The organism is Pseudoalteromonas sp. SCSIO 43095 (genome assembly GCF_023650455.1).
In the GTDB taxonomy this organism is placed as follows: Bacteria; Pseudomonadota; Gammaproteobacteria; order Enterobacterales; family Alteromonadaceae; genus Pseudoalteromonas; species Pseudoalteromonas tetraodonis.
Genome location: NZ_CP087995.1, coordinates 1,179,771 through 1,201,135 on the forward strand (window position 1 = coordinate 1,179,771; position 21,365 = coordinate 1,201,135).

18 protein-coding genes, 2 pseudogenes and 1 other annotated feature are annotated in these 21,365 nt (G+C 41.0%); of the genes and pseudogenes, 9 read left to right on the plus strand and 11 right to left on the minus strand.

Annotation, left to right across the window (positions count from 1 at the left end):
* Window positions 1-17: 17 nt before the first annotated feature.
* From LOC50_RS05660 to LOC50_RS05670, 3 genes are all read left to right on the plus strand, one after another.
* Complete coding sequence (locus tag LOC50_RS05660) at window positions 18-1,061, plus strand: flavin reductase family protein (protein ID WP_054201061.1); 1,044 nt, start codon at window positions 18-20, stop codon at window positions 1,059-1,061.
* A complete protein-coding gene (locus LOC50_RS05665; protein WP_010390270.1) occupies window positions 1,058-2,110 on the plus strand; it encodes a fatty acid desaturase family protein in 1,053 nt (350 codons plus the stop codon). Before LOC50_RS05660 ends, LOC50_RS05665 begins: the two co-directional genes overlap by 4 nt.
* Before the next feature lie 231 nt (window positions 2,111-2,341).
* A complete protein-coding gene (locus LOC50_RS05670) occupies window positions 2,342-3,337 on the plus strand; it encodes a branched-chain amino acid aminotransferase (RefSeq protein ID WP_250653771.1) in 996 nt (331 codons plus the stop codon).
* 328 nt (window positions 3,338-3,665) lie between these two features.
* Here LOC50_RS05670 and LOC50_RS05675 read toward each other — a convergent pair whose 3' ends face one another.
* Window positions 3,666-6,221, minus strand: coding sequence for a TonB-dependent receptor plug domain-containing protein (locus LOC50_RS05675; protein ID WP_250653772.1), 2,556 nt, complete (start codon window positions 6,219-6,221; stop codon window positions 3,666-3,668).
* A gap of 130 nt (window positions 6,222-6,351) precedes the next feature.
* On the opposite strand from LOC50_RS05675, the gene LOC50_RS05680 reads away from it, so the two are divergent.
* Window positions 6,352-7,571, plus strand: a protein-coding gene (locus LOC50_RS05680; RefSeq protein WP_223230517.1) for an IS3 family transposase whose coding sequence is annotated in 2 segments (ribosomal slippage) — window positions 6,352-6,640 and window positions 6,640-7,571 — 1,221 coding nt in all. Because the reading frame shifts where the segments join, the coding sequence is not laid out codon by codon here.
* Window positions 6,630-6,746 (plus strand) — a sequence feature (AL1L pseudoknot). Its footprint overlaps the gene before it by 117 nt.
* Before the next feature lie 139 nt (window positions 7,572-7,710).
* Here the strand turns inward: LOC50_RS05680 and LOC50_RS05685 are convergent.
* Window positions 7,711-8,022, minus strand: coding sequence for an Mpo1-like protein (locus LOC50_RS05685; protein WP_036982453.1), 312 nt, complete (start codon window positions 8,020-8,022; stop codon window positions 7,711-7,713).
* A 157-nt stretch (window positions 8,023-8,179) separates the two neighbouring features.
* On the opposite strand from LOC50_RS05685, the gene LOC50_RS05690 reads away from it, so the two are divergent.
* Entirely contained in the window at window positions 8,180-10,336 is a 2,157-nt protein-coding gene (locus LOC50_RS05690; RefSeq protein WP_248532006.1) for a prolyl oligopeptidase family serine peptidase, read from the plus strand.
* Between the two features lie 66 nt (window positions 10,337-10,402).
* On the opposite strand, the gene LOC50_RS05695 is transcribed toward LOC50_RS05690, so the two are convergent.
* A complete protein-coding gene (locus tag LOC50_RS05695) occupies window positions 10,403-11,695 on the minus strand; it encodes an anti-phage deoxyguanosine triphosphatase (protein WP_248532005.1) in 1,293 nt (430 codons plus the stop codon).
* 181 nt (window positions 11,696-11,876) lie between these two features.
* Here LOC50_RS05695 and LOC50_RS05700 point away from each other — a divergent pair, with 181 nt between their 5' ends.
* Together LOC50_RS05700 and LOC50_RS05705 are read left to right on the plus strand one after the other, a co-directional pair.
* Window positions 11,877-12,686, plus strand: a complete 810-nt coding sequence (locus LOC50_RS05700) for a glucosaminidase domain-containing protein (protein WP_036982462.1) — start codon at window positions 11,877-11,879, stop codon at window positions 12,684-12,686.
* Window positions 12,679-13,347 (plus strand): DUF2987 domain-containing protein, encoded by a 669-nt coding sequence (locus tag LOC50_RS05705; protein ID WP_289846774.1) that lies wholly within the window; start codon window positions 12,679-12,681, stop codon window positions 13,345-13,347. Before LOC50_RS05700 ends, LOC50_RS05705 begins: the two co-directional genes overlap by 8 nt.
* 62 nt (window positions 13,348-13,409) lie before the next feature.
* Here LOC50_RS05705 and LOC50_RS05710 read toward each other — a convergent pair whose 3' ends face one another.
* Together LOC50_RS05710 and LOC50_RS05715 are read right to left on the minus strand one after the other, a co-directional pair.
* Window positions 13,410-14,588 (minus strand): GGDEF domain-containing protein, encoded by a 1,179-nt coding sequence (locus LOC50_RS05710; protein ID WP_250653773.1) that lies wholly within the window; start codon window positions 14,586-14,588, stop codon window positions 13,410-13,412.
* Between the two features lie 135 nt (window positions 14,589-14,723).
* Window positions 14,724-15,614 (minus strand): TIGR01777 family oxidoreductase, encoded by an 891-nt coding sequence (locus LOC50_RS05715; protein ID WP_250653774.1) that lies wholly within the window; start codon window positions 15,612-15,614, stop codon window positions 14,724-14,726.
* Window positions 15,615-16,047: 433 nt separating this feature from the next.
* Here LOC50_RS05715 and LOC50_RS05720 point away from each other — a divergent pair, with 433 nt between their 5' ends.
* Window positions 16,048-17,091 carry an AI-2E family transporter gene (locus LOC50_RS05720; RefSeq protein ID WP_248531999.1) on the plus strand — a complete coding sequence of 348 codons (1,044 nt, stop codon included), beginning with the start codon at window positions 16,048-16,050 and terminating at the stop codon, window positions 17,089-17,091.
* Window positions 17,092-17,131: 40 nt separating this feature from the next.
* On the opposite strand, the pseudogene LOC50_RS05725 reads toward LOC50_RS05720, so the two are convergent.
* Window positions 17,132-17,830, minus strand: a pseudogene (locus LOC50_RS05725) (FAD-dependent oxidoreductase); the annotation flags it as partial.
* On the opposite strand from LOC50_RS05725, the pseudogene LOC50_RS05730 reads away from it, so the two are divergent.
* A pseudogene (locus LOC50_RS05730) lies at window positions 17,766-18,096 on the plus strand (VOC family protein). The pseudogenes LOC50_RS05725 and LOC50_RS05730 sit on opposite strands and share 65 nt — an antisense overlap.
* Before the next feature lie 129 nt (window positions 18,097-18,225).
* On the opposite strand, the gene LOC50_RS05735 reads toward LOC50_RS05730, so the two are convergent.
* From LOC50_RS05735 to LOC50_RS05755, 5 genes are all read right to left on the minus strand, one after another.
* A complete protein-coding gene (locus LOC50_RS05735; RefSeq protein ID WP_214551982.1) occupies window positions 18,226-18,639 on the minus strand; it encodes a hypothetical protein in 414 nt (137 codons plus the stop codon).
* Window positions 18,626-19,963, minus strand: coding sequence for an ATP-binding protein (locus tag LOC50_RS05740; RefSeq protein WP_028835133.1), 1,338 nt, complete (start codon window positions 19,961-19,963; stop codon window positions 18,626-18,628). The genes LOC50_RS05735 and LOC50_RS05740 overlap by 14 nt, the downstream gene beginning before the upstream one ends.
* The gene (locus tag LOC50_RS05745; protein WP_008109187.1) at window positions 19,957-20,631 is read right to left on the minus strand and encodes a response regulator transcription factor; all 675 of its coding nucleotides are present in this window, start codon (window positions 20,629-20,631) and stop codon (window positions 19,957-19,959) included. The genes LOC50_RS05740 and LOC50_RS05745 overlap by 7 nt, the downstream gene beginning before the upstream one ends.
* A gap of 3 nt (window positions 20,632-20,634) precedes the next feature.
* Window positions 20,635-20,895, minus strand: a complete 261-nt coding sequence (locus LOC50_RS05750) for a PepSY domain-containing protein (RefSeq protein ID WP_069439545.1) — start codon at window positions 20,893-20,895, stop codon at window positions 20,635-20,637.
* Between the two features lie 161 nt (window positions 20,896-21,056).
* The gene (locus LOC50_RS05755) at window positions 21,057-21,359 is read right to left on the minus strand and encodes a YciI family protein (RefSeq protein ID WP_016900387.1); all 303 of its coding nucleotides are present in this window, start codon (window positions 21,357-21,359) and stop codon (window positions 21,057-21,059) included.
* Window positions 21,360-21,365: the final 6 nt, after the last annotated feature.

The window sequence follows — 21,365 nt, forward strand, 5'->3', positions numbered from 1 at the left end:
ATAGAGAATTTATAACCATGTTAACTCCGGTATTAGACCAATTTTCAAAATGGTTTTTACACCATCAAAGCTTTGCAGCTTATATTGAGCCAATAATGCAAGTGTTTAAACCTGCCTGGCGCGCTGACCTTTTTCGAGCCAAGGTTGTTGATGTTCAAGCGCTAAGCGGGCGATTTTTAAGTATTTCACTTAAACCAAGTAAAAAGTGGCCTATACATATTGCTGGTCAACACATTAGCTTAACGGTGGAAGCTAATGGACGTTTGCTTACTCGAGTGTTTACTTTGGCATGCAGCCCCGCACAATTTAAGGCGACAGGTTTACTTCGTTTATTAGTAAAAACAGATCAGCAAGGTCATTTTACAAGCCAATTGCAAAATGCATTAGCGGTGCAGCCATGGTGTAATATTTCTTCACCAAGTGGCGACTTTGTATTTAAAAGCTGGCACAAACCCAGCACGTTTATTGCTGGTGGTTCGGGAATTACGCCTATGCTTGCAATGCTTGATCAGCAGCTAGGTAATACTGAGCATCAGATAAAATTAATTTACTTTGCTAAAGCAGGTGAGCATCAATGCACTAATGAGTTAAAAATGCTGACACAGCAATATAATCATTTTTCTTACGTACTGCTTACACGGGATCGAAGCCCATATTTAACTACTCATATAAATACGGACGATAATCCTGATATATATTGCTGTGGTCCTGCTGGCTTTATGCAAGAAGTTGCAGATTTTACTCGTCTACTTAATTTAACCTATTACCAAGAATCGTTTGCTATATCCATGCCTAAATTGACTGACGACAATCATTTTTCAGTAATAATAAATAAAGACACGCATGTAGTGACTAGTAATGAGGTGCTATTAAACCAGTTTGAAGCAAAAAAACTCCCTGTGCAGCGTGGTTGCGGCATTGGTATTTGCCATCAATGCCAGTGCATTAAAAAGTCGGGAGTGGTGCGTAATTTAAAAACTAATCAATTATCAGACACTGGCGAGCAGTTAATTCAACTGTGTGTGAGCCAAGCCGTTAGCGATTTGGAGTTACAGCTATGACAACCATTAATTATCAACAGTTAGCCGATGATTTAGATGAAATTAAAATGTCGACATTAGCTACAGTTGGGCAAAAGGATGCAAACTATATTCGTTCTATTGTACGTAAGCAGCGGTTTTGCGAAATAGGTGGGCGGATTTTATTGATGCTTGGTTTTGTACAGCCATTATTGTGGGTAGCGGGTGTGTTGTTACTTGGTTTGGCTAAAATTCTCGACAACATGGAAATTGGCCACAATGTAATGCATGGTCAATACGATTGGATGAACGACAAACAGCTTAACTCTAAAACTTACGAGTGGGATATAGCCTGCGACGGCCAAAGCTGGAACCGCGTTCATAACTTTGAACACCATACTTACACTAATATTATCGGAAAAGATCGTGACTTTGGTTATGGCTTATTAAGATTGAGCAATGACTTTAAATGGCGACTAAAAAATACATGGCAGTTTATTACTTATTTAAATCTGAGCGTGCTGTTTCAGTGGGGCGTGTCGTATCACGAGCTCGCAGGCGAGCGAGTCTTTATAGGTAAAAAGAAACCAAACCGTGAAGGTGCTGTGGCGCATAGCACCTTAAAAAAGCGCTTTTTTAGTAAAGGGGCGCGCCAACTAATTAAAGACTATGTGTTATTTCCAGTTTTGGCGGGGCCATTATTTTTGTGGGTATTAAGCGGTAATTTGCTGGCAAACTTAATTCGTAACCTATGGACCTCAACCATTATCTTTTGTGGCCATTTTACTGAGCAAACCCATACCTTTTATGAGCAAGAATGCAAAAACGAAAGCCAAGGGCAATGGTATTATCGCCAAGCGCTGGGGTCGTCAAACATTAAAGGGGCGCGTTGGTTTCATATTTTAACTGGGCATTTAAGCTTTCAAATAGAGCATCATTTATTTCCTGATTTGCCATCGTCCCGTTATCAAGAAATTGCGCCTAAAGTACAAGCTGCATTACAAAAGCAGGGCATTGCTTATAATACTGGCGGATTTTTTCATCAATACACCTCAGTGTTAAAGCGTATATTGCGTTATTCATTTAAATAGAGGTTAATAAAATAACCGCAACTATAATGTATGCATTAATTAATCAGCTAACTATAAAATGTTAGCTGAATATTGCATTAAAGAGTTGGTAAGCGCTTTTTTGATTAAATAATCATCAGTACATGCAAAAAATTCTTCTAATTAATTTAAAAACAGCTCGTTTTGCTATGGTTAAATAGTAGCGGGTTGTCATACAATGGAGAAAAATAGACCACACAAGAGAGAATAAAAATGGCAGCATTTGGTACTGTGTTTATGCCGCAGATGATTCAAGCTAAGTTTTCTGACAACCAGTGGGGCGAAAGCTCAATTGTTCCTTGCGATAAGCTTGAGTTACATGCAGGTGCGCACGTTCTTCATTATTCAAGTACATGTTTTGAAGGGTTAAAAGCCTTTCGCCATGAAGATGGTTCAGTAAATATTTTTAGAATGGATGCAAACATTGCACGTATGCAGCAAAGTTCTGAATTATTAAGTTTACCAGCGGTTGATGGCGAGATGCTAAAAACAATGATCATCGATATTGTTCGTGAATACGCCGATGAAACGCCGCTTCCTCCTGGTTCTATGTATATTCGCCCAACGCACATTGGTACTGAAGCTGCCATTGGCAAAGCGGCTGCGCCTTCAATGAGTTCACTGCTTTATACGTTATTATCGCCAGTGGGTGATTACTTTTCAGGTGGCGCTACCGCTTTACGTGTTTTATTAGAAGAAGACGGCATGCGCTGTGCCCCGCATATGGGTATGATCAAAAGTGGTGGTAACTACGCCAGTGCATTAGGACCAATTTCAGCAGCGCGCACTAAATACAAAGCAGATCAAATTTTATTTTGCCCAGGTGGCGATGTGCAAGAAACCGGCGCGGCCAACTTTATATTAATTGATGGCAACGAAATAATTACTAAAGCACTCGACAGCACCTTTTTACATGGTGTTACTCGTAATAGTATTTTAACCATTGCGAGAGATTTAGGAATGACGGTAAGCGAGCGTAACTTTACCGTAACTGAGCTTTTAGAGCGTGCAGCAAAACCAGGCACTGAAGCAGCACTTTCAGGCACTGCAGCAGTATTAACACCAGTAGGTACGTTTATCCATAACGATAAAGAATACAAAGTGGGTAATGGTGAACCAGGGCCAACAACAGCACGTTTACGTCAAGCATTGAACGATATTCAATGGGGTAAAAGTGAAGATACACACGGTTGGTTAACTAAAATCTAATCGGGTTCTAGGGTCTGTTGACCTTGGCGGATTAAAATTTGTTCAAACTAGGGGCGGTTTAATCGCGGCGCGAGGTTTGTAACCTAGTGGGCTAAGTAAAAACCGAGCAACAAAGAGTAAATCGTCCCTAGGCAGAACCCTTCGGGCAGCGCCTGTTTGGCATTGATGCTGCGTTATCGCCTATTTATGGGGAATAACCACACCACATAGGCTCTGCCTTGCCTAAATACCAAACAGACTGCTGCAAATTTAACCTTGAAAGATCAACAGACCCTAATCTATTAAAAAGCCACACTAAATAGTGTGGCTTTTTGTTTTTAGCTGCAGCTTAAAATTTCATTTCAACTTTGCCGTAAACATAGCGGCCATTAAAACCAAATGGCGAAAAGCCCGAGTAAGAGAACAAACGAGAGAAAGTGGTTACATCGCTCACTAAATCACGAGTTGGATCTGGGTATACATCAAACACATTATTCGCGCCTAAGCTCAGAGTAATGTTGTTATTAAGTGAATAGGCAACATCTAAGTCGGTGATCCACTTTGGCTTGAGCACTTCGTTACGCTCTGGAATTTCTGATGGGTCTTGTGTTTCACCATAGCGAGTGCTGCGAAGTGTGGTACGCCATTCGTTTAGTGTCCATGTCGCGCTTAGGTTGTATTTATTACGCGGGGTACTTACTTCAAAACGGCGCAGTTCATTACCCGAAAACAAATTATCTTGTTCAACACCTACGCTTTGTAGCTCAGCGGGTGGGGCAATAATATTGGTCACTTCGTTTTTGCCGTAGTTATAGCCTAAATTAAACGCTACATCGCCGTAGTTATCGGTCACTAGGTTGTAAGAGGCAACCACATCAACGCCACGGGTTTTGCTATCAATCGCGTTTAAGAAAAACCGCCCTTGGTTAGCCCCTGTGCCCTCAAGTAAGCTTGCTACACCTGCGCCCGACAGGTTATTTGATAACACAATACGGTCATCAATTAATATTTGGTAATAATCAACAGATAAGCTGAAATTAAAGTCGGTTGACCAGGTAAAACCTACCCCGTAGTTGATGGCTTCTTCTGCATCTAAGCCCGGTGATCCCAATGCAACGGCTACATCACTACTTGGGGCAAACGTCCCTGTTTGTGTTGGAATACCATCAACAAACACGGTCGCTACTGAAGTAAAATATTGTTGTTGCAGAGAGGGCGCTCTAAAGCCGGTTGATACAGAGCCGCGTAATGCTAAATCTTCTGTTAGCGTATAACGGGTAGCAATTTTACCATTAAGCGTATCACCAAAGTCAGAGTAGTCTTCGTAACGCGCTGCGACGGCAACGTTCCAGTTATCTGTAATAAAGGCTTCTAAATCAACGTAAAGGCTAACGTTATGGCGGCTGTTATCACCCGCAGACTCAGGTGTGAAACCGGGGAATACTTGCGAACCTGCAGAGCCAAATGGGCCATTAACTGGATCGGTTACTGCGCCACCAGGGCCAAAAGTGCCTTGTGCGTATGAGGCTTCTTCGCCTGCTTGAATTTCGTAGCCTTCACGACGATATTCAGCGCCCACTGCGACGTTAATTCCACTAGCTAAAAAGTCAGCATCAATCTCGCGGCTAAAATCAAGGTTAATAGTCAGCTGATCGTAAGTAAGTGTACCGGCATCAAAACTGGTTTGACTGCTAGGCCCATATGAGGTGTTTAAGCTATCAATAACACCAAAGTTAAAGGCATCTTGGCCGTATACAGCAGAAGCGTCGTAATTCCATTCATTAGCAAAACCTTTTACGCCAAGTGCTAACGAAAAATCGTCAATATCTGAGGTGATCACCGGTAAAAAGCCATCAGGATAAATATCTGCTACGTTACGGCTGTCTTGTGCGCGACGATAAAAGCCTCCGCCCTCGCCTTCACGCTTGCTGTAAGAGCCAAACGAGTAGAGCTCGGCATCGTTAGTTAATTGATAACCAGCATTATAAAACAGCGCAAAGTCTTCAACGGTGCCATTGCCAAAGTTATGATTGTAACGATCCCATGTGAACTCACGCGGATCAAGAGAGCCATCAGGTAGGCGGGCGTAATTTTCGCGCTGGTCATAATCAGAGCGATTCGTTGAGCTACGGTCGCGATATTCAGTAGAAATACTTAAAAAGCCGTTATCGCCCAATTCAAACCCCATATTACCTTGCAGGGTTAAGGTTTGGCCGTCGGTCAGCGAGCGGTCGCTGCCTTCATTAAAGGCTAAGTTGCCATTGGCGTCTTCAGAAACGGATTCTAGTTGAGGCACACCCTGCATTTCAGTTATGTTTGCTCCATATACAGCACCTAGGCTGCCACCACTGCTATTACTTTTAAGGACTATATTAATCACACCGGCAATAGCGTCTGAGCCATATTGCGCTGCGGCACCGTCGCGCAATACTTCTATTCGCTCAATGGCATTGGCTGGAATAGCGTTTAAATCAACTGATGATGACCCACGACCGGTTGAACCGTTTAAATTAAGCAGTGCATTACTATGGCGACGTTTACCATTGACGAGCACTAAGGTGTGATCAGGTGCTAAGCCTCGCAGTTGAGCGGGGCGCACATGGTCGCTGCCATCGGTGATTGATGGCTGAGGGAAATTAAAGCTTGGTAATAAAGTGCTCAGTAGTGCATTGGTTTCAGTTTGCCCTGAACTTTTTAGGGCATCACCGCTAATGATATCAATCGGAACTGGGCTGTCTTCAACTGTGCGGCCGAGTCGGCGAGAGCCAATTACACTAATTTGTTCAATATTTTCTTCTGCTTGTGTGTCTTGCTGTGCGGCATTTACCGACCAGGATCCAAGTAGTGCAATGGTAACACTGAGTGTAATGGTTTTTTTTGCTGTAAATAGCTGTTTTAGTTGCATGATTAGTTTCCCTCATTCAATGCTCTACAGGTAATTCAATTATTAATGAACTAATTGAAATTTCTATTGTCAAGGTAGACTGAATCGCCCCGTGTTTGCCAGAGACTCAATAACTTGAGAAACTGGAACTATGAAAAAATCAAATCGCTATACATCAGAATTTCGTGAACGTGCAATTAGGCTTGTTACCACACAACAGCATGAATACCCTTCTCTTTGGGCTGCGCTCGTATCGATTTCAGATAAACTGGGATGTACCCCAGAAACACTTAGAGCATGGGTCAAGAAATCTCAAGCTCAACCGTCTAAACCCTCTTCTAATACGCAATCAACTGAAGAACGCCTTGCCGTCTTAGAGCGCGAGAATAAAGAGCTCAAGCGAACGAATGATATCCTGAGGCAAGCTGCCGCTTTTTTCGCCCAAGCGGAGCTCGACCGCAAACAGAAGTAATAGTGGATTTTATTGATGCTTGCAGAGAGCATTACGGTGTCGAGTCAATTTGCAAGGAATTGCCGATTGCACCATCAACGTATTATTCTCATAAACAGATACAAAGAGAGCCTGAGCGACTGTCTAACCGCAAAAAGCGTGATGCTGAGCTGATAATACTCATTCGCGAAGTGTGGGAGGATAATATGTCAGTTTATGGTGCAAGAAAAATATGGAAGCAGCTACAGCTTGACGACCATCAAGTCGCCCGCTGTACAGTCGAACGATTGATGCGAGTTATGGGAATTCAAGGTGTTCGTCGGGGTAAAGCACATAAGACAACGATACCTGACGAGCAACAAGATAAGCCACTTGATTTAGTTAATCGTCAATTTACTGCTGAGCAGCCAAATCAACTTTGGGTAGCTGACATCACCTATGTTGCCACATGGAGTGGGTTTGTTTATGTCGCTTTCGTGATAGATGTTTTTTCACGATACATTGTAGGTTGGCGTGTATCAACGACAATGCACACAGAGCTTATTCTTGATGCGTTAGAGCAAGCTATTTGGCATCGTGGCAACCCCGAAGGGTTAATTCACCACAGCGACAGAGGCAGCCAATATTTGTCTATACGATACACTGAGCGACTTGCTGAAGCTGGAATTCAAGCGTCTGTAGGCAGTGTGGGTGACTCTTATGACAATGCATTGGCTGAAACAATAAATGGATTATTTAAAACAGAGATTATTCGCAGAAATGGCCCGTGGAAGAATGTTGATGCTGTTGAATACGCAACGTTAGAGTGGGTCAATTGGTTTAATAATCAACGCTTATTATCTTCAATTGGGTATATTTCACCAGCTCAATATGAAACAGACTACTATGATAATTTAAACGAGTCAGGTAAAGTGGCCTGACTTAAACAAACTGGTCTCCGATGAACTCGGGGCGATTCAGACCATTTTTACAACCAAGGTCAATTGAATTACATTCAATCTACAATTTATTTACAGTGGCAGGTGGAGTATTTGAGTAGCTTGTAGCGTAAGTCGCCATTTACCATTTGATTTTACCTGTGAGCATATCTTTAAACATTACCCAATCGCCCCATAAACTATACAACGGGTGCTTAAATGTAGCAGGGCGGTTTTTTTCAAAAAAGAAATGCCCAACCCACGCAAAGCCATAACCAATCACTGGTAATAACCATAACAACATAAGTTGTGAGCTAAAAAACGCATAGCCTGTTAGTAACAGTACTAAACTACTGCCTATAAAATGCAATCTACGACAGGTTTGATTGCGATGCTCTTTTAAGTAATAAGGGTAAAAGCGTTTAAAGCTTGTAAAGGATTGGGTTTCTGTCATTACTTAGCCTATTGGTGTTTTAACGTTGTTCATTAAAGTATTTAAGCGTAACTAAGCGCAGGTTAACAGCGATAAATGACGTTTACCGCATCTTAATAGACAAAAGCAGTAAAAGTTAATAACTTAGAGTGATTATCAACAAGGGAATAAAATAACAATGCTAAAAAAAACACTGACCTGTGCGGTTGTAATCGCACTTGCGGGTTGTTCACAACCTGCAAAAAACACCACTCAAAATGAAGTAAAAACAGCGATGAAAGCAGTTAACTATCTAAATTACCCTGAAACTAAAAAAGGCACAGTGGTTGACACTTACTTTGGTGAAAATGTGGCTGATCCGTATCGTTGGTTAGAAGATGATATGAGTGATGAAACGGCTCAATGGGTTAAAACACAAAATAACCTAACCTTTTCTTATTTAGAGCAAATACCGTACAGAGATACGTTAAAGCAGCGCCTTGAAAAGTTAATGAACTACGAAAAAATCAGCGCGCCGTTCACCGAAGGTGATTACACCTATTTTTACAAAAATGATGGCCTGCAAAATCAGTACGTTTTATACCGCAGTAAAGACGGCGGCGAGGCTGAGATTTTCTTAGATCCTAATACCTTTAGTGAAGATGGTACCACTTCAATGTCGGGCTTATCATTTTCAGAAGACGGCTCATTGTTAGCATACCAAATATCGGAAGGTGGCAGTGATTGGCGTAAAATCATTGTTATAGACACCGAAACCAAAGAGCAAGTAGAGCAAGCACTGGTTGATGTTAAATTTAGTGGCGTAAGTTGGTTGGCAAATGATGGTTTTTATTATTCAAGCTACGACAAACCAGAAGGCAGTGAGCTTTCTGCAAAAACTGATCAACATAAAGTGTACTACCATAAATTAGGTCAAGCCCAAAGCGAGGATACGCTAGTATTTGGCGATACCGCTGAGCAAAAACACCGTTATGTGGGCGCTAAAGCGACCAAAGATGGCCGTTATTTGTTTATTAGTGCGAGCGTATCGACTTCAGGCAATAAATTATTTATTAAAGATTTAACTAAGCCAGATAGCGAGTTTGTTACCGTAGTGGGTAATACCGACTCTGATACCAGCGTGATTGATAACGAAGGCAGCAAGCTATTTTTGGTTACTAACTTAAATGCTCCAAATAAAAAAGTAGTGACGGTTGATGCAAGCAACCCGCAACCTGAAAACTGGCAAGACTTTATTCCAGAAACCGAAAACGTACTTAATGTAACGCTTGGCGGTAACACATTCTTTGCCAACTACATGGTTGATGCTATTTCTAAAGTGAAGCAGTACAACAAGCAGGGCGAATTGATCCGCGATATTAGTTTACCAGGCGTTGGTACGGCGGCTGGCTTTGGCGGTAAAAAAGAGCAAACTACGCTTTATTACTCATTTACTAACTATAAAACCCCTGGCACGACTTACAGCTTTGATGTACAAAGCGGTGAGTCAAAAGTATATCGTAAGTCAGGGATTGATTTTAATAGCGACAACTACACCTCAGAGCAAGTATTTTATACCTCTAAAGACGGCACTAAAGTACCGATGATTATTACTTACAAAAGTGATATTGAATTAGACGGTAGCAACCCAACTATTTTATATGGCTATGGTGGCTTTAATATAAGCTTAACACCTCGCTTTAGCTCTACAACAGCGGCTTGGCTTGAGCAAGGAGGCGTATACGCAGTGGCAAACATTCGTGGCGGCGGTGAGTATGGTAAAGAGTGGCATAAAGCAGGTACGCAATTGCAAAAGCAAAACGTATTTGACGACTTTATTGCCGCCGCACAATACTTACAAGATAAAAAATACACCTCTAAAAAGCGCCTAGCACTGCGAGGTGGTTCAAACGGCGGGTTATTAGTCGGTGCCGTAATGACCCAGCGACCTGACTTATTTCAAGTGGCGCTACCTGCGGTAGGCGTACTGGATATGCTTCGTTATCATACCTTTACAGCGGGTGCTGGCTGGGCATACGATTACGGTACTAGCGACCAAAGTAAAGAAATGTTTGATTACTTAAAAGGCTACTCGCCAATACATAATGTAAAAGCAGGGGTTGAATATCCGGCGACGATGATCACTACAGGCGATCATGATGACCGCGTTGTACCGTCGCATTCATTTAAATTTGCAGCAGAGCTTCAAGCGAAGCAAGCGGGTACTAACCCAACGCTTATTCGTATTGAAACCAATGCAGGCCATGGTGCAGGTACACCAACCAGTAAAATTATTGATCTTTATGCCGACATGTACGGTTTTACGCTTTACAACATGGGCATTAAATCACTTTAATGTGACTTTATAAGCTAACGAAAAGCCGAGTTACTTAAGTGACTCGGCTTTTTTATGCTCACTACTTTATTGTATGGGTGAGAACAACCGTTGATAGGTTTTATAAGCGTATTCGTCACTCATACCGCTTAAGTAGTCACAAATAATTCGCATGCCTTGATGGTGTTTTTCGGCTTCTAGGTAAAGTGCTTGCGTGGTTTCGGGTAATAACCGCATTGGATCGCTGGCAAATGCGGTAAACAGTTCAATAAGCAGATTTTGCCCTTTAAATTCTATTTGTTGCATTTGTGGGTCGCGTATCAAGCGTTGAAATACAAAATGTTTAAGTATTTGTAATACGTTTTGGTATTGCTGATCTAATTTAGCGGTGTGCTTTAAAATAGGGCATTCAAAGGCATCGTTTTGTATGTCTAAATGAATATGAATAATAAAGGTATTTACTAATTCACCAATGGCATCTTTGCGCTCATGTTCGTGCTTTGAAAATAATCGCTCTGTAAGTGATTTAAGTAGCGTATTTAACCAATCATAGTTGAGTGCTTGTAAGTGCGGCAATGCATGGGTTAACCAATCGTCTAGGCTTAATACATCGGTGGCTATGGCATCTTCAAGGTCGTGTACGGCATAGGCAATGTCATCAGCCAGTTCCATAATGGCACTATCAAGAGATTTATAGCGTGTTTTAGCTCGGTATGAATCTACAATATTTTGGCTGGTTAATAATGCTTTATCGTTTTGGCTTAGTGGTTCAATGATCCAATTAAATATAGGTGCATCGTCGTTGTAAATACCTTTAGCAGGTCGCCAGTCGTCGGCTTTTATAAACGCGCGTTGTTTATCTACTTTGGGAATGTTGTACCACAGCTGGTTGATAAAACCAGGGTACTTTATAAACCCTAATAATGTGCGCCTTGTTAAGTTCATGCCATAGCCATTACTGTAAGGCTCTAGTTTGGCAACTATTCGTAGCGTTTGTGCGTTACCTTCAAACCCACCATGATCACGCATCATGTAGTTAAGCGCAATTTCTCCGCCGTGCCCAAAGGGCGGATGGCCGATGTCGTGAGCTAAACACAAGGTTTCGAGTAATCCGGTTGATGGAAAATGTTCAAAACGAGGGTGCTGGGCTTTTAAGTGACGTAATATGCCCGTGCCTATTTGCGATACTTCTAAAGAATGGGTAAGACGTGTGCGATAAAAATCATTTAAACCAATACTCATTATTTGAGTTTTGGCTTGAAGGCGTCTAAATGCTGCAGCATGAATAATTCGAGAGCGGTCTATTTGCCAAGGAGAGCGGTTATCGTTTGGGCGGTGCTTATATTGTTCAATTATTCTATTTTGCCACTGTTTATCCATGTCACAACCTATCTCTATATCTACGACTTTAACGCTTAGTATATTATAAATAACTCACAATAGGCGTATGAATTTTATTCAGTTGTTCGGTATTCGCGTTTATAAAGTGGCTTAGGTATAATGAGCGTTCGTATGTATGTGACTACACCATACATAACTTAGAGTTTAATTGAGATAATACATGTTAAAAACTATTTTTCAGTTGTTGTTAGCCGCCCTTGTTATTTGGGCACTTACTCATCCATTTATACAAACTGATGAGTTTGTTTCAGATGAACAAACACGTGCCGACGACATTAAAAAAGAAAAGAAGAAAGAAAAACCATTGCACAATGTTAAGTTGCCAAAATTCTCAGAATACACCGATGTAAAAGAGAAAAAGCATGCGTTTTTTAACTTCATTAAGCCTCATGTAGAAGCCGAAAACAAAAAGATTTTACAGCAACGTGCAAACATTGAAATTGCGCGCATGATGCTAGAACACGACGAGCCGTTAAGTAAAAAACAAGCGAGCGATATTAAAAAAATACTTAAATTATACCGCTTACCTGAAACCTTAGACACGCTTACACTAACTCAAGCGCTGCGCCGTGTAGATATTATTCCTAAAGAACTTGCGCTAATGCAAGCAGCTAATGAGTCGGCATGGGGTACCTCTCGCTTTGCCCAAATAGGCTTAAATTTTTTTGGCCAATGGTGCTACAAAAAAGGCTGTGGCATGGTGCCAAGAAGACGTAATAATGAAGCCGAGCATGAAGTGGCTGCATTTAAATCGGTTCGCGCTGCAGTAACGTCATATTTTAGAAATATTAATACACATAATGCTTATAAACAATTACGCAGTATACGTGAAGATTTACGCGCACAGCAAAAGCCAATTAAGGCGACTAAGCTAACCCTTGGGCTGATGTCCTACTCAGAGCGTGGTGAAGCGTACATTGAAGAGCTAAATACGATGATCAATCAAAACCGAGCGTACTTTGATGAATAAACCAGTATTAAAATTAGTGACGACTATAGCGACCTGTTTTTTAACAATAGCGGCAAATAACGCCTATGCCAAAGAGTTTGTTATGTCGTATGACGGTTTTTACGACCGGTTAAAAGTAGTAAACAAAGGTGATTTTCAATACGCCCGTGTAAACTTTTATATCAGCGATATTGGTACTAATGAGGTGTGTAGTATTAAAAGCGGCACTATTTTAACTGAAAAAAATGAGTACCCGCTTAATTACACCGACAAAGCGCAATTGTTATTACCGTATGATAAGCAGCTCGATACCGACAAAGCGGTGATTGTGGTTCAGCCTAAAAATCCGGTTCATGATTGTCAGTTAAAGCTTCAAATAGAGGCCAACGAGCTAGAAGGGCTAACCTTTTCAAAGCAATCATTATTAACCATTAATAATGAGCTTGAAGCGCTTTTAACAGATTTGTCGGGCTTTTTTGTTAGTAAACTAATGTGGTTTTTACTGCCTGAGCAAATAGGGGTGGTTGTTACTTTTAATGCGCCTAAACAATTTGATGATGAGCACATAACATGCGAAAAATCAGTGTGTTATTTTGAAGTAACAGACAACTGGCAAAACGACACCAAAGTATTGGCTGATATTAACGAGGTAGTTAAAGTAACACCTTGGATCAGTAAGTAATAAATTAATTGGTTTGATTATAAAGCGGGGTCAGGTTTGACCCCGCTTTTTTTATTACTAAATTAAATAATAGCAGTAGGGCTATTCATGAGTGCGCTTTTTTCATCATGAGTAACAACTTTATTGCGACCCGTTTCTTTGGCAAGATAAAGGCGTTTATCAGCCTGTAATAGCAGCGCTTGCATATTTAAATCGCGAATAAGTGCGCTACTTACTCCGGCACTAACAGACAGTGCAATGCTATTACCATTAAAATAAAAGGGATATTGATCAATACTTTTGCATAGCTTTTGGGCTAACTGCCTTGCTTGAGTAAGATTTTTTTGGTTAAGGAAAATAGCAAACTCTTCTCCGCCAATTCGAGCGGTAATGCCTGCTTCAAAAAACAATTCGTTAATATGTTGTGCAATCCACTTTATTGCTTCGTCGCCAGTTTCATGGCCATATTGGTCGTTCACTTGTTTAAAAAGATCGATATCGAGCATAATTAACGACACTCTGCTGTCAAGCGGTGCAGTGTGGGTTATTTTTTTACACAGACGGAAAAAGCCTCGCCTGTTTAATAATTGTGTGAGCGGATCGTGATTCGCTAAGTTTATTAGTTTTGATTCTTCATTGGCAAAAGCAATAAACGGCAGAATTAATGCACTGGCTGTGGTTAAAAATAAATGCGAGACCAATAATAGTTGTAATCCCGCGGCTAAGTTCGCCTGACTAATTTGGCTAAAGTAGGGTAAAACAAGAAGTACAACTTGCAACAGCATTACTACACTGTGTAGTGAAAAGCAGGCAATTAGTAGTCGTTGCTGTACTTTAGCAACACTGGGGGTTTTGACCGTTAAATAGGCCGCGTAGCTAAATAATACGGCAGTAATAATACTGGTAATAATTTGCCCCGCATCAATGAGATACGCAGCAAGTAGCAATGTGCAACATATAGCACAGGCATAATATAAAGGCGTTAGCTTTACTGTAGGTACCGTGCTTTGTGGTATTAACCCTAAAATAAGCAGGAGTGGGGTTAAAATAATAAATAGGTAAGCAAAAAAGTAAGTTAAAAGTGGATAGTCAATCAGCCCTCTTGAACCAATTAGGGCAATTGCAGTTATAAACGAGCAGCAGGCAGTAGCAAAAAATAAAAAGCTAGGTTGTTTTTTATATGAATACACAGAAAAAAAGAACACCGCAATAAACAAGTTAAGAATAAAACAGAGGCTAATTAATGTGGGTAAATGAAGCATGTTTTAGTTGCTCTTTTAGCTGAATAAGAAATAACGCTTAACTCATTATTAGGTAGTAACACTAAAATAGCAAGGGAGTAAAAAGTATTAACTTTATACTCCCTCGCTACAATCTTAACCCTTTAAGACCTCTCGTTAAACTAAACTTTTTAATGCGGCATCGATTTCAGAAAAGTGAAAACGGTAATTATTTTCTAATGCTTTTTTAGGCACCACAAATTGGCCTGTTGTAAGTAGATCTGCCATTTCTCCCATTAAAACATTGAGCACAGCTGCAGGCATGGGCATAAAGGCAGGGCGTGACAATGCTTTACCCAATGATTGGCTAAATTGTTTATTGCTCACCGGGTGCGGGGCTGTTGCATTTATAGCACCAGAGATATCTTGATTACGAATCAAAAATAAAATGAGCTGCACCATGTCATCAATGTGGATCCACGACATACCTTGCTCGCCATTGCCAATTGGCCCGCCTAAACAAAGCTTAAATGCAGGCAACATTTTTCCAAGTGCGCCGCCTTTTTTAGCCAGTACAATACCTGTGCGAAGTAAGCAAACACGAGTATCGTCAGACTCAGCTTTTAATGCAGCGAGTTCCCAATCTTTACAAAGTTGGTGACTAAATTCATCGTGTGGTTCTGTGTTGTTTTCATCAACTTGGGTTTTACCTTGGCGACCATAATAGCCTATTGCACTGCCTGAAATAAACGTATGTGGCGGTGTATGACATTGACTAATTGCATCACTTATGGCTTTGGTAATAATAATTCGGCTATCGCGTATTTTTGCTTTTTGTTTATCACTCCAGCGTTTATTAACGATAGGTTCGCCGGCTAAATTAATGACAATATCGACCGTATTAAAATCGACATCGTCTAAGCTGCTAATAGCATTTACTCTGTGGCCTAACAACACTTTAGCTTTGGTTGGGTTTCTACTTAGTACCGTAATGTCGTGGTGGTGCAACAAGAAAGGGCATAGGTGCCTACCAATTAAGCCCGTGGCGCCTGTAAAAAATATATGCATTGCAACTCCAAAATTATAAATAAAGCGGGATGTTTAAAATTTATACTCCCCAGCTCAACGATTTGCAAATTTATACGTACTAATCATTATAATGATCACCTAGGGTCTGTTGGTCTTTGCGGATTAATATTTGTTCAAACTAGGGGCGATTTAATCGCGGCGCGAGGTTTGTAACCTAGTGGGCTAAGTCAAAACCGAGCAACAAAGAGTAAATTGCCCCTAGACAGAACCCGAAGGGCAGCGCCTGTTTGGCATTAATGCTGCGTTATCGCCTATTTATGGGGAACAACCACACCACATAGGCTCTGCCTTGCCTTAATACCAAAAAGACGGCTGCAAATCTAATCTTGAAAGGCCAACAGACCCTTTAACATTTCATTCTATTGGGTTTTGCCTTACACTGAAGCCAAATAACAGTAATAGGATAAGAGTATTGGCAAGTTTAACTGGGGTAAATAAAAGCTTAATTATTTTTGCGGCGTTGGTCATTGTATTGGCGGGCATTAAAGCCGCAAGTGCTATTGTTATTCCGTTTATTTTGGCAGCATTCATCGCCATTATTTGTAGCCCACTCATTAATTTTTTTGCTCGCTACCGTATTCCAAAAGGCATAGCGGTTGTGCTTGTGGTGCTTATTATTATGGGCTTAGGTGTCAGCTTAGGCGGTTTAGTGGGGCAGTCGGTTAATGACTTTTCAAAGCAGTTACCTGAATACAAAGTACAGTTAAAAGAAGAATTTGTATGGCTGGTTGATATGGCGTCGCAATACAATATCTTAATTAATAAAGAACAAATTTTGTCTATGTTCGACCCCGGTAAAATGGTTGATGTTGCCACCAATATGTTAACCGGCTTAGGTAGCGTAATGGCCAATATGTTTTTAATTATTTTAACGGTTGTTTTTATGCTGTTTGAAGGGCCCATACTTGGTAAAAAAATACATTTAGCACTAGACGACCCCGACAGTAAAATTAAGCAAATTGACCGCTTTTTAGACTCTATCAACTCTTATTTGGCCATTAAAACCCTAGTAAGTTTAGCCACCGGTGTAATTGCTGGTTTTTACTTGTGGATACTCGATGTTGATTACTTTGTACTTTGGGGCGTACTGGCATTTATGCTTAATTACATTCCTAACATTGGTTCAATCATAGCGGCTGTGCCAGCACTGTTACTGGCGCTTATTACTCAAGGTCCTTTAGTGGCAGGCCTCGTTGGCGCGGGTTATTTAACTATAAATACCGTAATGGGTAATATTGTTGAGCCAAAATACATGGGTAAAGGGTTAGGGCTTTCTACGTTAGTGGTGTTTTTATCGTTAATATTTTGGGGCTGGTTATTAGGCTCTGTGGGAATGTTGTTATCGGTGCCGTTAACCATGATTGTAAAAATAGCGCTAGAAGCCAGTGACGAAGGGCGTTGGTTAGCAACCATGCTTGGCACAGGTGAAGAAACCGTCATTAAATCAGAAGACTAATACCTTACAAAGGCGTGCCTAAGCACGCCTTTGTAAGGTATTAAGTATTTATTAAATTAGCTAAGGCGCTATCTACGGCGTTTATAGCCCCCTCTAAATAGCCAGCCTCCTGTTGTGCAAACTCACTCCCCACAAAATGCACTGTTAGCTGTTTAAGTTGCTCGCTGAGCCCTGAAAAATTAAATTCAGGATGCTGCGATACACCTAGTTGGTCATCCTTGTTGGCCACAAATTCATCCTCAGCCCAATCTTTTATCGTGCAATCAGTGGCAGTATAAGCCTGCTCACCATAAAAACAGCCAAGCTGATCAAGGCAGGCTTGGGTTAATTGCTCGCGAGTTACTTGACTTCGCTGTAAGTAAGGAATGCCAATAAAGCCAAATAGAGGAGGATGAGCATGATCACTTGCTGAGGCATCATGTATTTCTACCAATGGACCAACACGGCTAAAACATTGCCCAGATAAATTTTTATCTCGCCAAAAAGCGTGCTCAAAGGTGGCAACAAACTTTGCTTGGCCTGCCATCGATGTAGGCACCGACGTTAAACGCTGTGTTAAAACATTATCAGCCCATAAATGCGGAATTAAATGTTGGCTGATCATACTAGGGGGTAACGCCAACAGTAACTGTTCGCAAGTAAAGTGCTGCGTACTCACTTGGTAATTAGCGCTTATATGCCAGCTGTTGGAGAGGTTTTTCACTTCGCTAAAAGCGTGTTCTAATTTAACGGTGTTTGGCTGGTCATTTGTAGATTATGGCCCAGAATATTGTAGTTTTACCGCACAAGGGGTTGATGGTGGTTTCTTTAAATCTGACTTGGTTGTTTCTACTAAAAAACGGAAGCCCGTTAATTGTGTTATACAGTAATGACCTTGAAGTGACTCAAAATAAAATTGAAAAAGCTGGAGGCAAAGTAATTAAGCCTACATTTTCATTTCCCGGTGGTAGACGATTTCACTTCAGCGATCCTAATGGAAATGAATTTGCGGTATGGTCAGAGTAATCACATTGCAAACTATATAACTACAAAAATGCAGTCTTTAAGGCTGCAGTTCCCAAAACACCAATAAACTATTCACTTAATTACCAAATCAAACCAAACCTAAGCACACATCGCTTACCTATAAACTAATTAAAGCCCCATTTTAAGCTGCTGAATAAACTGCTCGGTCATTGCTATTTCACACTCTTTGTAGGTAACAACGGCTTGTTGTGTATTAGGTTGTTTTAGCATGTAGCGCCATTGGCAGCTTCTTTGAATGTAATTGTCTTTAGCGTTAATACTTAGTTTAAATAATGACAAAATTTGGGTGTTGCCGGTTTCGCTTTCTAATGCCGATAGTTCAAAGGTACGCTTTTGGATCCAGCTATCTTGTTCTTGCTGTACTGTATTTAATTTGGCATCTAAACATTGTGTATATGCTTTGATTTGTTCGGGTAGGGCGTTCTTTTCAAGTGTGCATTCTTGCGGTGCTGCAACGCTTGGAACAGCCCAAGCAAATAACAGGGCTAGAGTAAAACAAAGGATATACTTACTTTTTTTCATGGTAATTAAACTCGAGAATAAATTTTGCGCCGCCCAAACGTTGCGACTGAGAAATAGTTAACAACCCGTGATACGACTTCACCAAGTCAGATACAATCGCCATGCCAACACCATGGCCACTCTCGTAAGTATCAAGGCGAGTACCGCGTTGAAGCAATGACTCGCGTTTATCTGGTTGAATACCGGGGCCGTCATCACAAATACTAATGCTGAGCGTTTTAGCTTGTGAAACGTCAATACTTACTTGGGATCGACAGGCTTTGCAGGCATTATCTATTAAGTTACCTAATAACTCCATTAAATCGGTTTTATCTCCTAAAAAGTAATCTTTATCACTCACTTTGCAATTAAATATGATGTCTTTATCGCGATAAACCTTACCCATTGCACTTAAGATAGAGTCGATAACCGGTTTGATGGGGGTTTGCTTTTTCCATGTATCGGAAGCCCCAGTAGCAGCACGTTTTAATTGGTGCTCGATCATCACATTAATTCTGTCGAGTTGTTCTTGTGCGTCGGCATCGTTGGCCAGTGGGCTTGATTTTAATACCGCCAACGGCGTTTTAAGTGCATGTGCTAAATCGCTGAGTGAGGCGCGGTAGCGCTCTTTTTGGCGTTGCTGCGACTCTAACAATAGGTTGAGGTCGGCTTTTATTGTTTGTAGCTCAACGGGGTATAAGCCTTTAATTTCTTGAATATCACCCGATTCAATGGCTTTTATTTCTTTATCTAGGCGCTGCAGCGGCCTTGCACTCCAAATAAAACCAATAGCCATTAACCCTGCAATGGCAATCCCCATTATAAACATCCAATCGACTAAGGTTTGTTTAAACCCGTCCATTAAACGCAGTAGGGCATCGTTGCGTTTTAGTAAAATAAATCGTGCTTGTTCTGATTGGTCAATATTATTAAGAATGACCGTTAAGCTTAACTGCCAATAGGCGGTGTTGTTATAAACCACGCGTCTAAAATCTGCGGCACCGGCTTTGGGCTCTATATACTGAGGTACAAAATTAACGTTAACCGCAGACTCAGAATGCCAAATAGGCACATCGTCACGGTAAATCATGGCATAAGTATCAGAATTTAAGTTGTTGAGTTCGGGCGTTAAGATAGAGCTGGGCATGATAATACCGCGCTCTGTAAAATCAACCTCGGAGATGAGTGAGTACAGGTGCGCTTCGAGGTTTTTTTCGGTGGCATCAACAAGTGACGCGTAATACGCCTTACCTATGGAGTAAAACAAAATAGGTAAGGCGACTAATAAAACAAAGACAAGGATAAATCCTTGCCTTATTTTTAACGAAATCTGCGGTGCTACCACTGGCTTTTAAGCCTGTAACCACGCCCACGCAGCGTTTCTACTGGGTTAAGCACACCGTCTGGGTCGAGCTTTTTACGTAAACGCAGTACAAACACTTCAATGACGTTTGAATCAAGATCGAAATCTTGGTCATAAATATGCTCTGTTAACTCAGACTTTGAAATTACTTTTTGCGGGTTAACCATTAAGTATTCAAGTACTTTATACTCGTATGCGGTTAAGCTCAGCTCTTTGTCATTTACCCACACTTGTTGTGAACGCGTATGAATTTTAATAGGGCCGGCTGTCATTTCTGGGTTTGCTTTACCTGCACTTCGACGAATAAGCGCATTACAGCGAGCAATGAGTTCTTCAACATGAAATGGCTTAGTTAGGTAGTCGTCAGCGCCGGCATCTAGGCCTTCAACTTTGTCTTGCCAACGATCGCGTGCCGTTAGGATTAAAATAGGGATAGTGATGCCTTGGGCACGGGCTTTGTTAATAAGCTCAATGCCGTCTATTTTAGGCAGACCTAAATCAACCACCGCCATGTCTAAAGGGTATTCTGTTATATGAAAAAGGCCCGCTTCGCCATCGTGACATAAATCAACACTGTAACGCTCTTTTTCTAATGCATTGCGCAGATTGTCTGCCAAATGTAAATCATCTTCTATTACTAAAATTCGCATTGGTTAATCCTTTTTCACTTCGCCAGTTTTTTTGTTTATCTTCAAATCGACGACGTGGCCGTCAGCTTTTAAAATTCGTACTGTATAAAATTGTGTTTCTTCAGAAATTTTTAATGTTGTACCGTCTGTGGTTTGTTTTGCAAGTATTACTGCTTTCTTTTTGCTTATCTCAATTTTATCGGGTGTGCTGTTAGTATTATTTGCATGAGCAAAATTAGCCAAACAAAAAACAGCGATTAAATTGAGTGTTAATAATACACGCATTACGAAACTCCTAGAACATACCTGCTTAGCCTAAAAACTAAGCCACTAAAATTTAAATACTCTACTGGGTATTTAAATTTTATAAGACAAAGTCTAATTAAAAATGAGTGAACAAACCCTGAATTACTGGTTGCAGTTAAACAGGGGATCCCACATTGATATTAAGCAGGGAACACTTTTTTGAATGGCTTAACGATTGAGTTTTCATATACGCCACCCGCAACATAAGGATCATCTGCGGCCCATTCTCTGGCATCTTCTAAAGAGTTAAATTCAGCAATCACTAAAGAGCCAGTAAAGCCTGCATCTTGAGGGTCTTCACTATCAACCGCTGGAAGGGGGCCGGCTGTTAATAGTCGGCCTTCGTTTTCTAGCGTTTGTAAACGTGCTAAATGAGCAGGGCGAGCGGCTTTTCTGTGCTCTAAGCTGTTCTGGACGTCCGTTGAATAAATCATATACAACATAAAAAT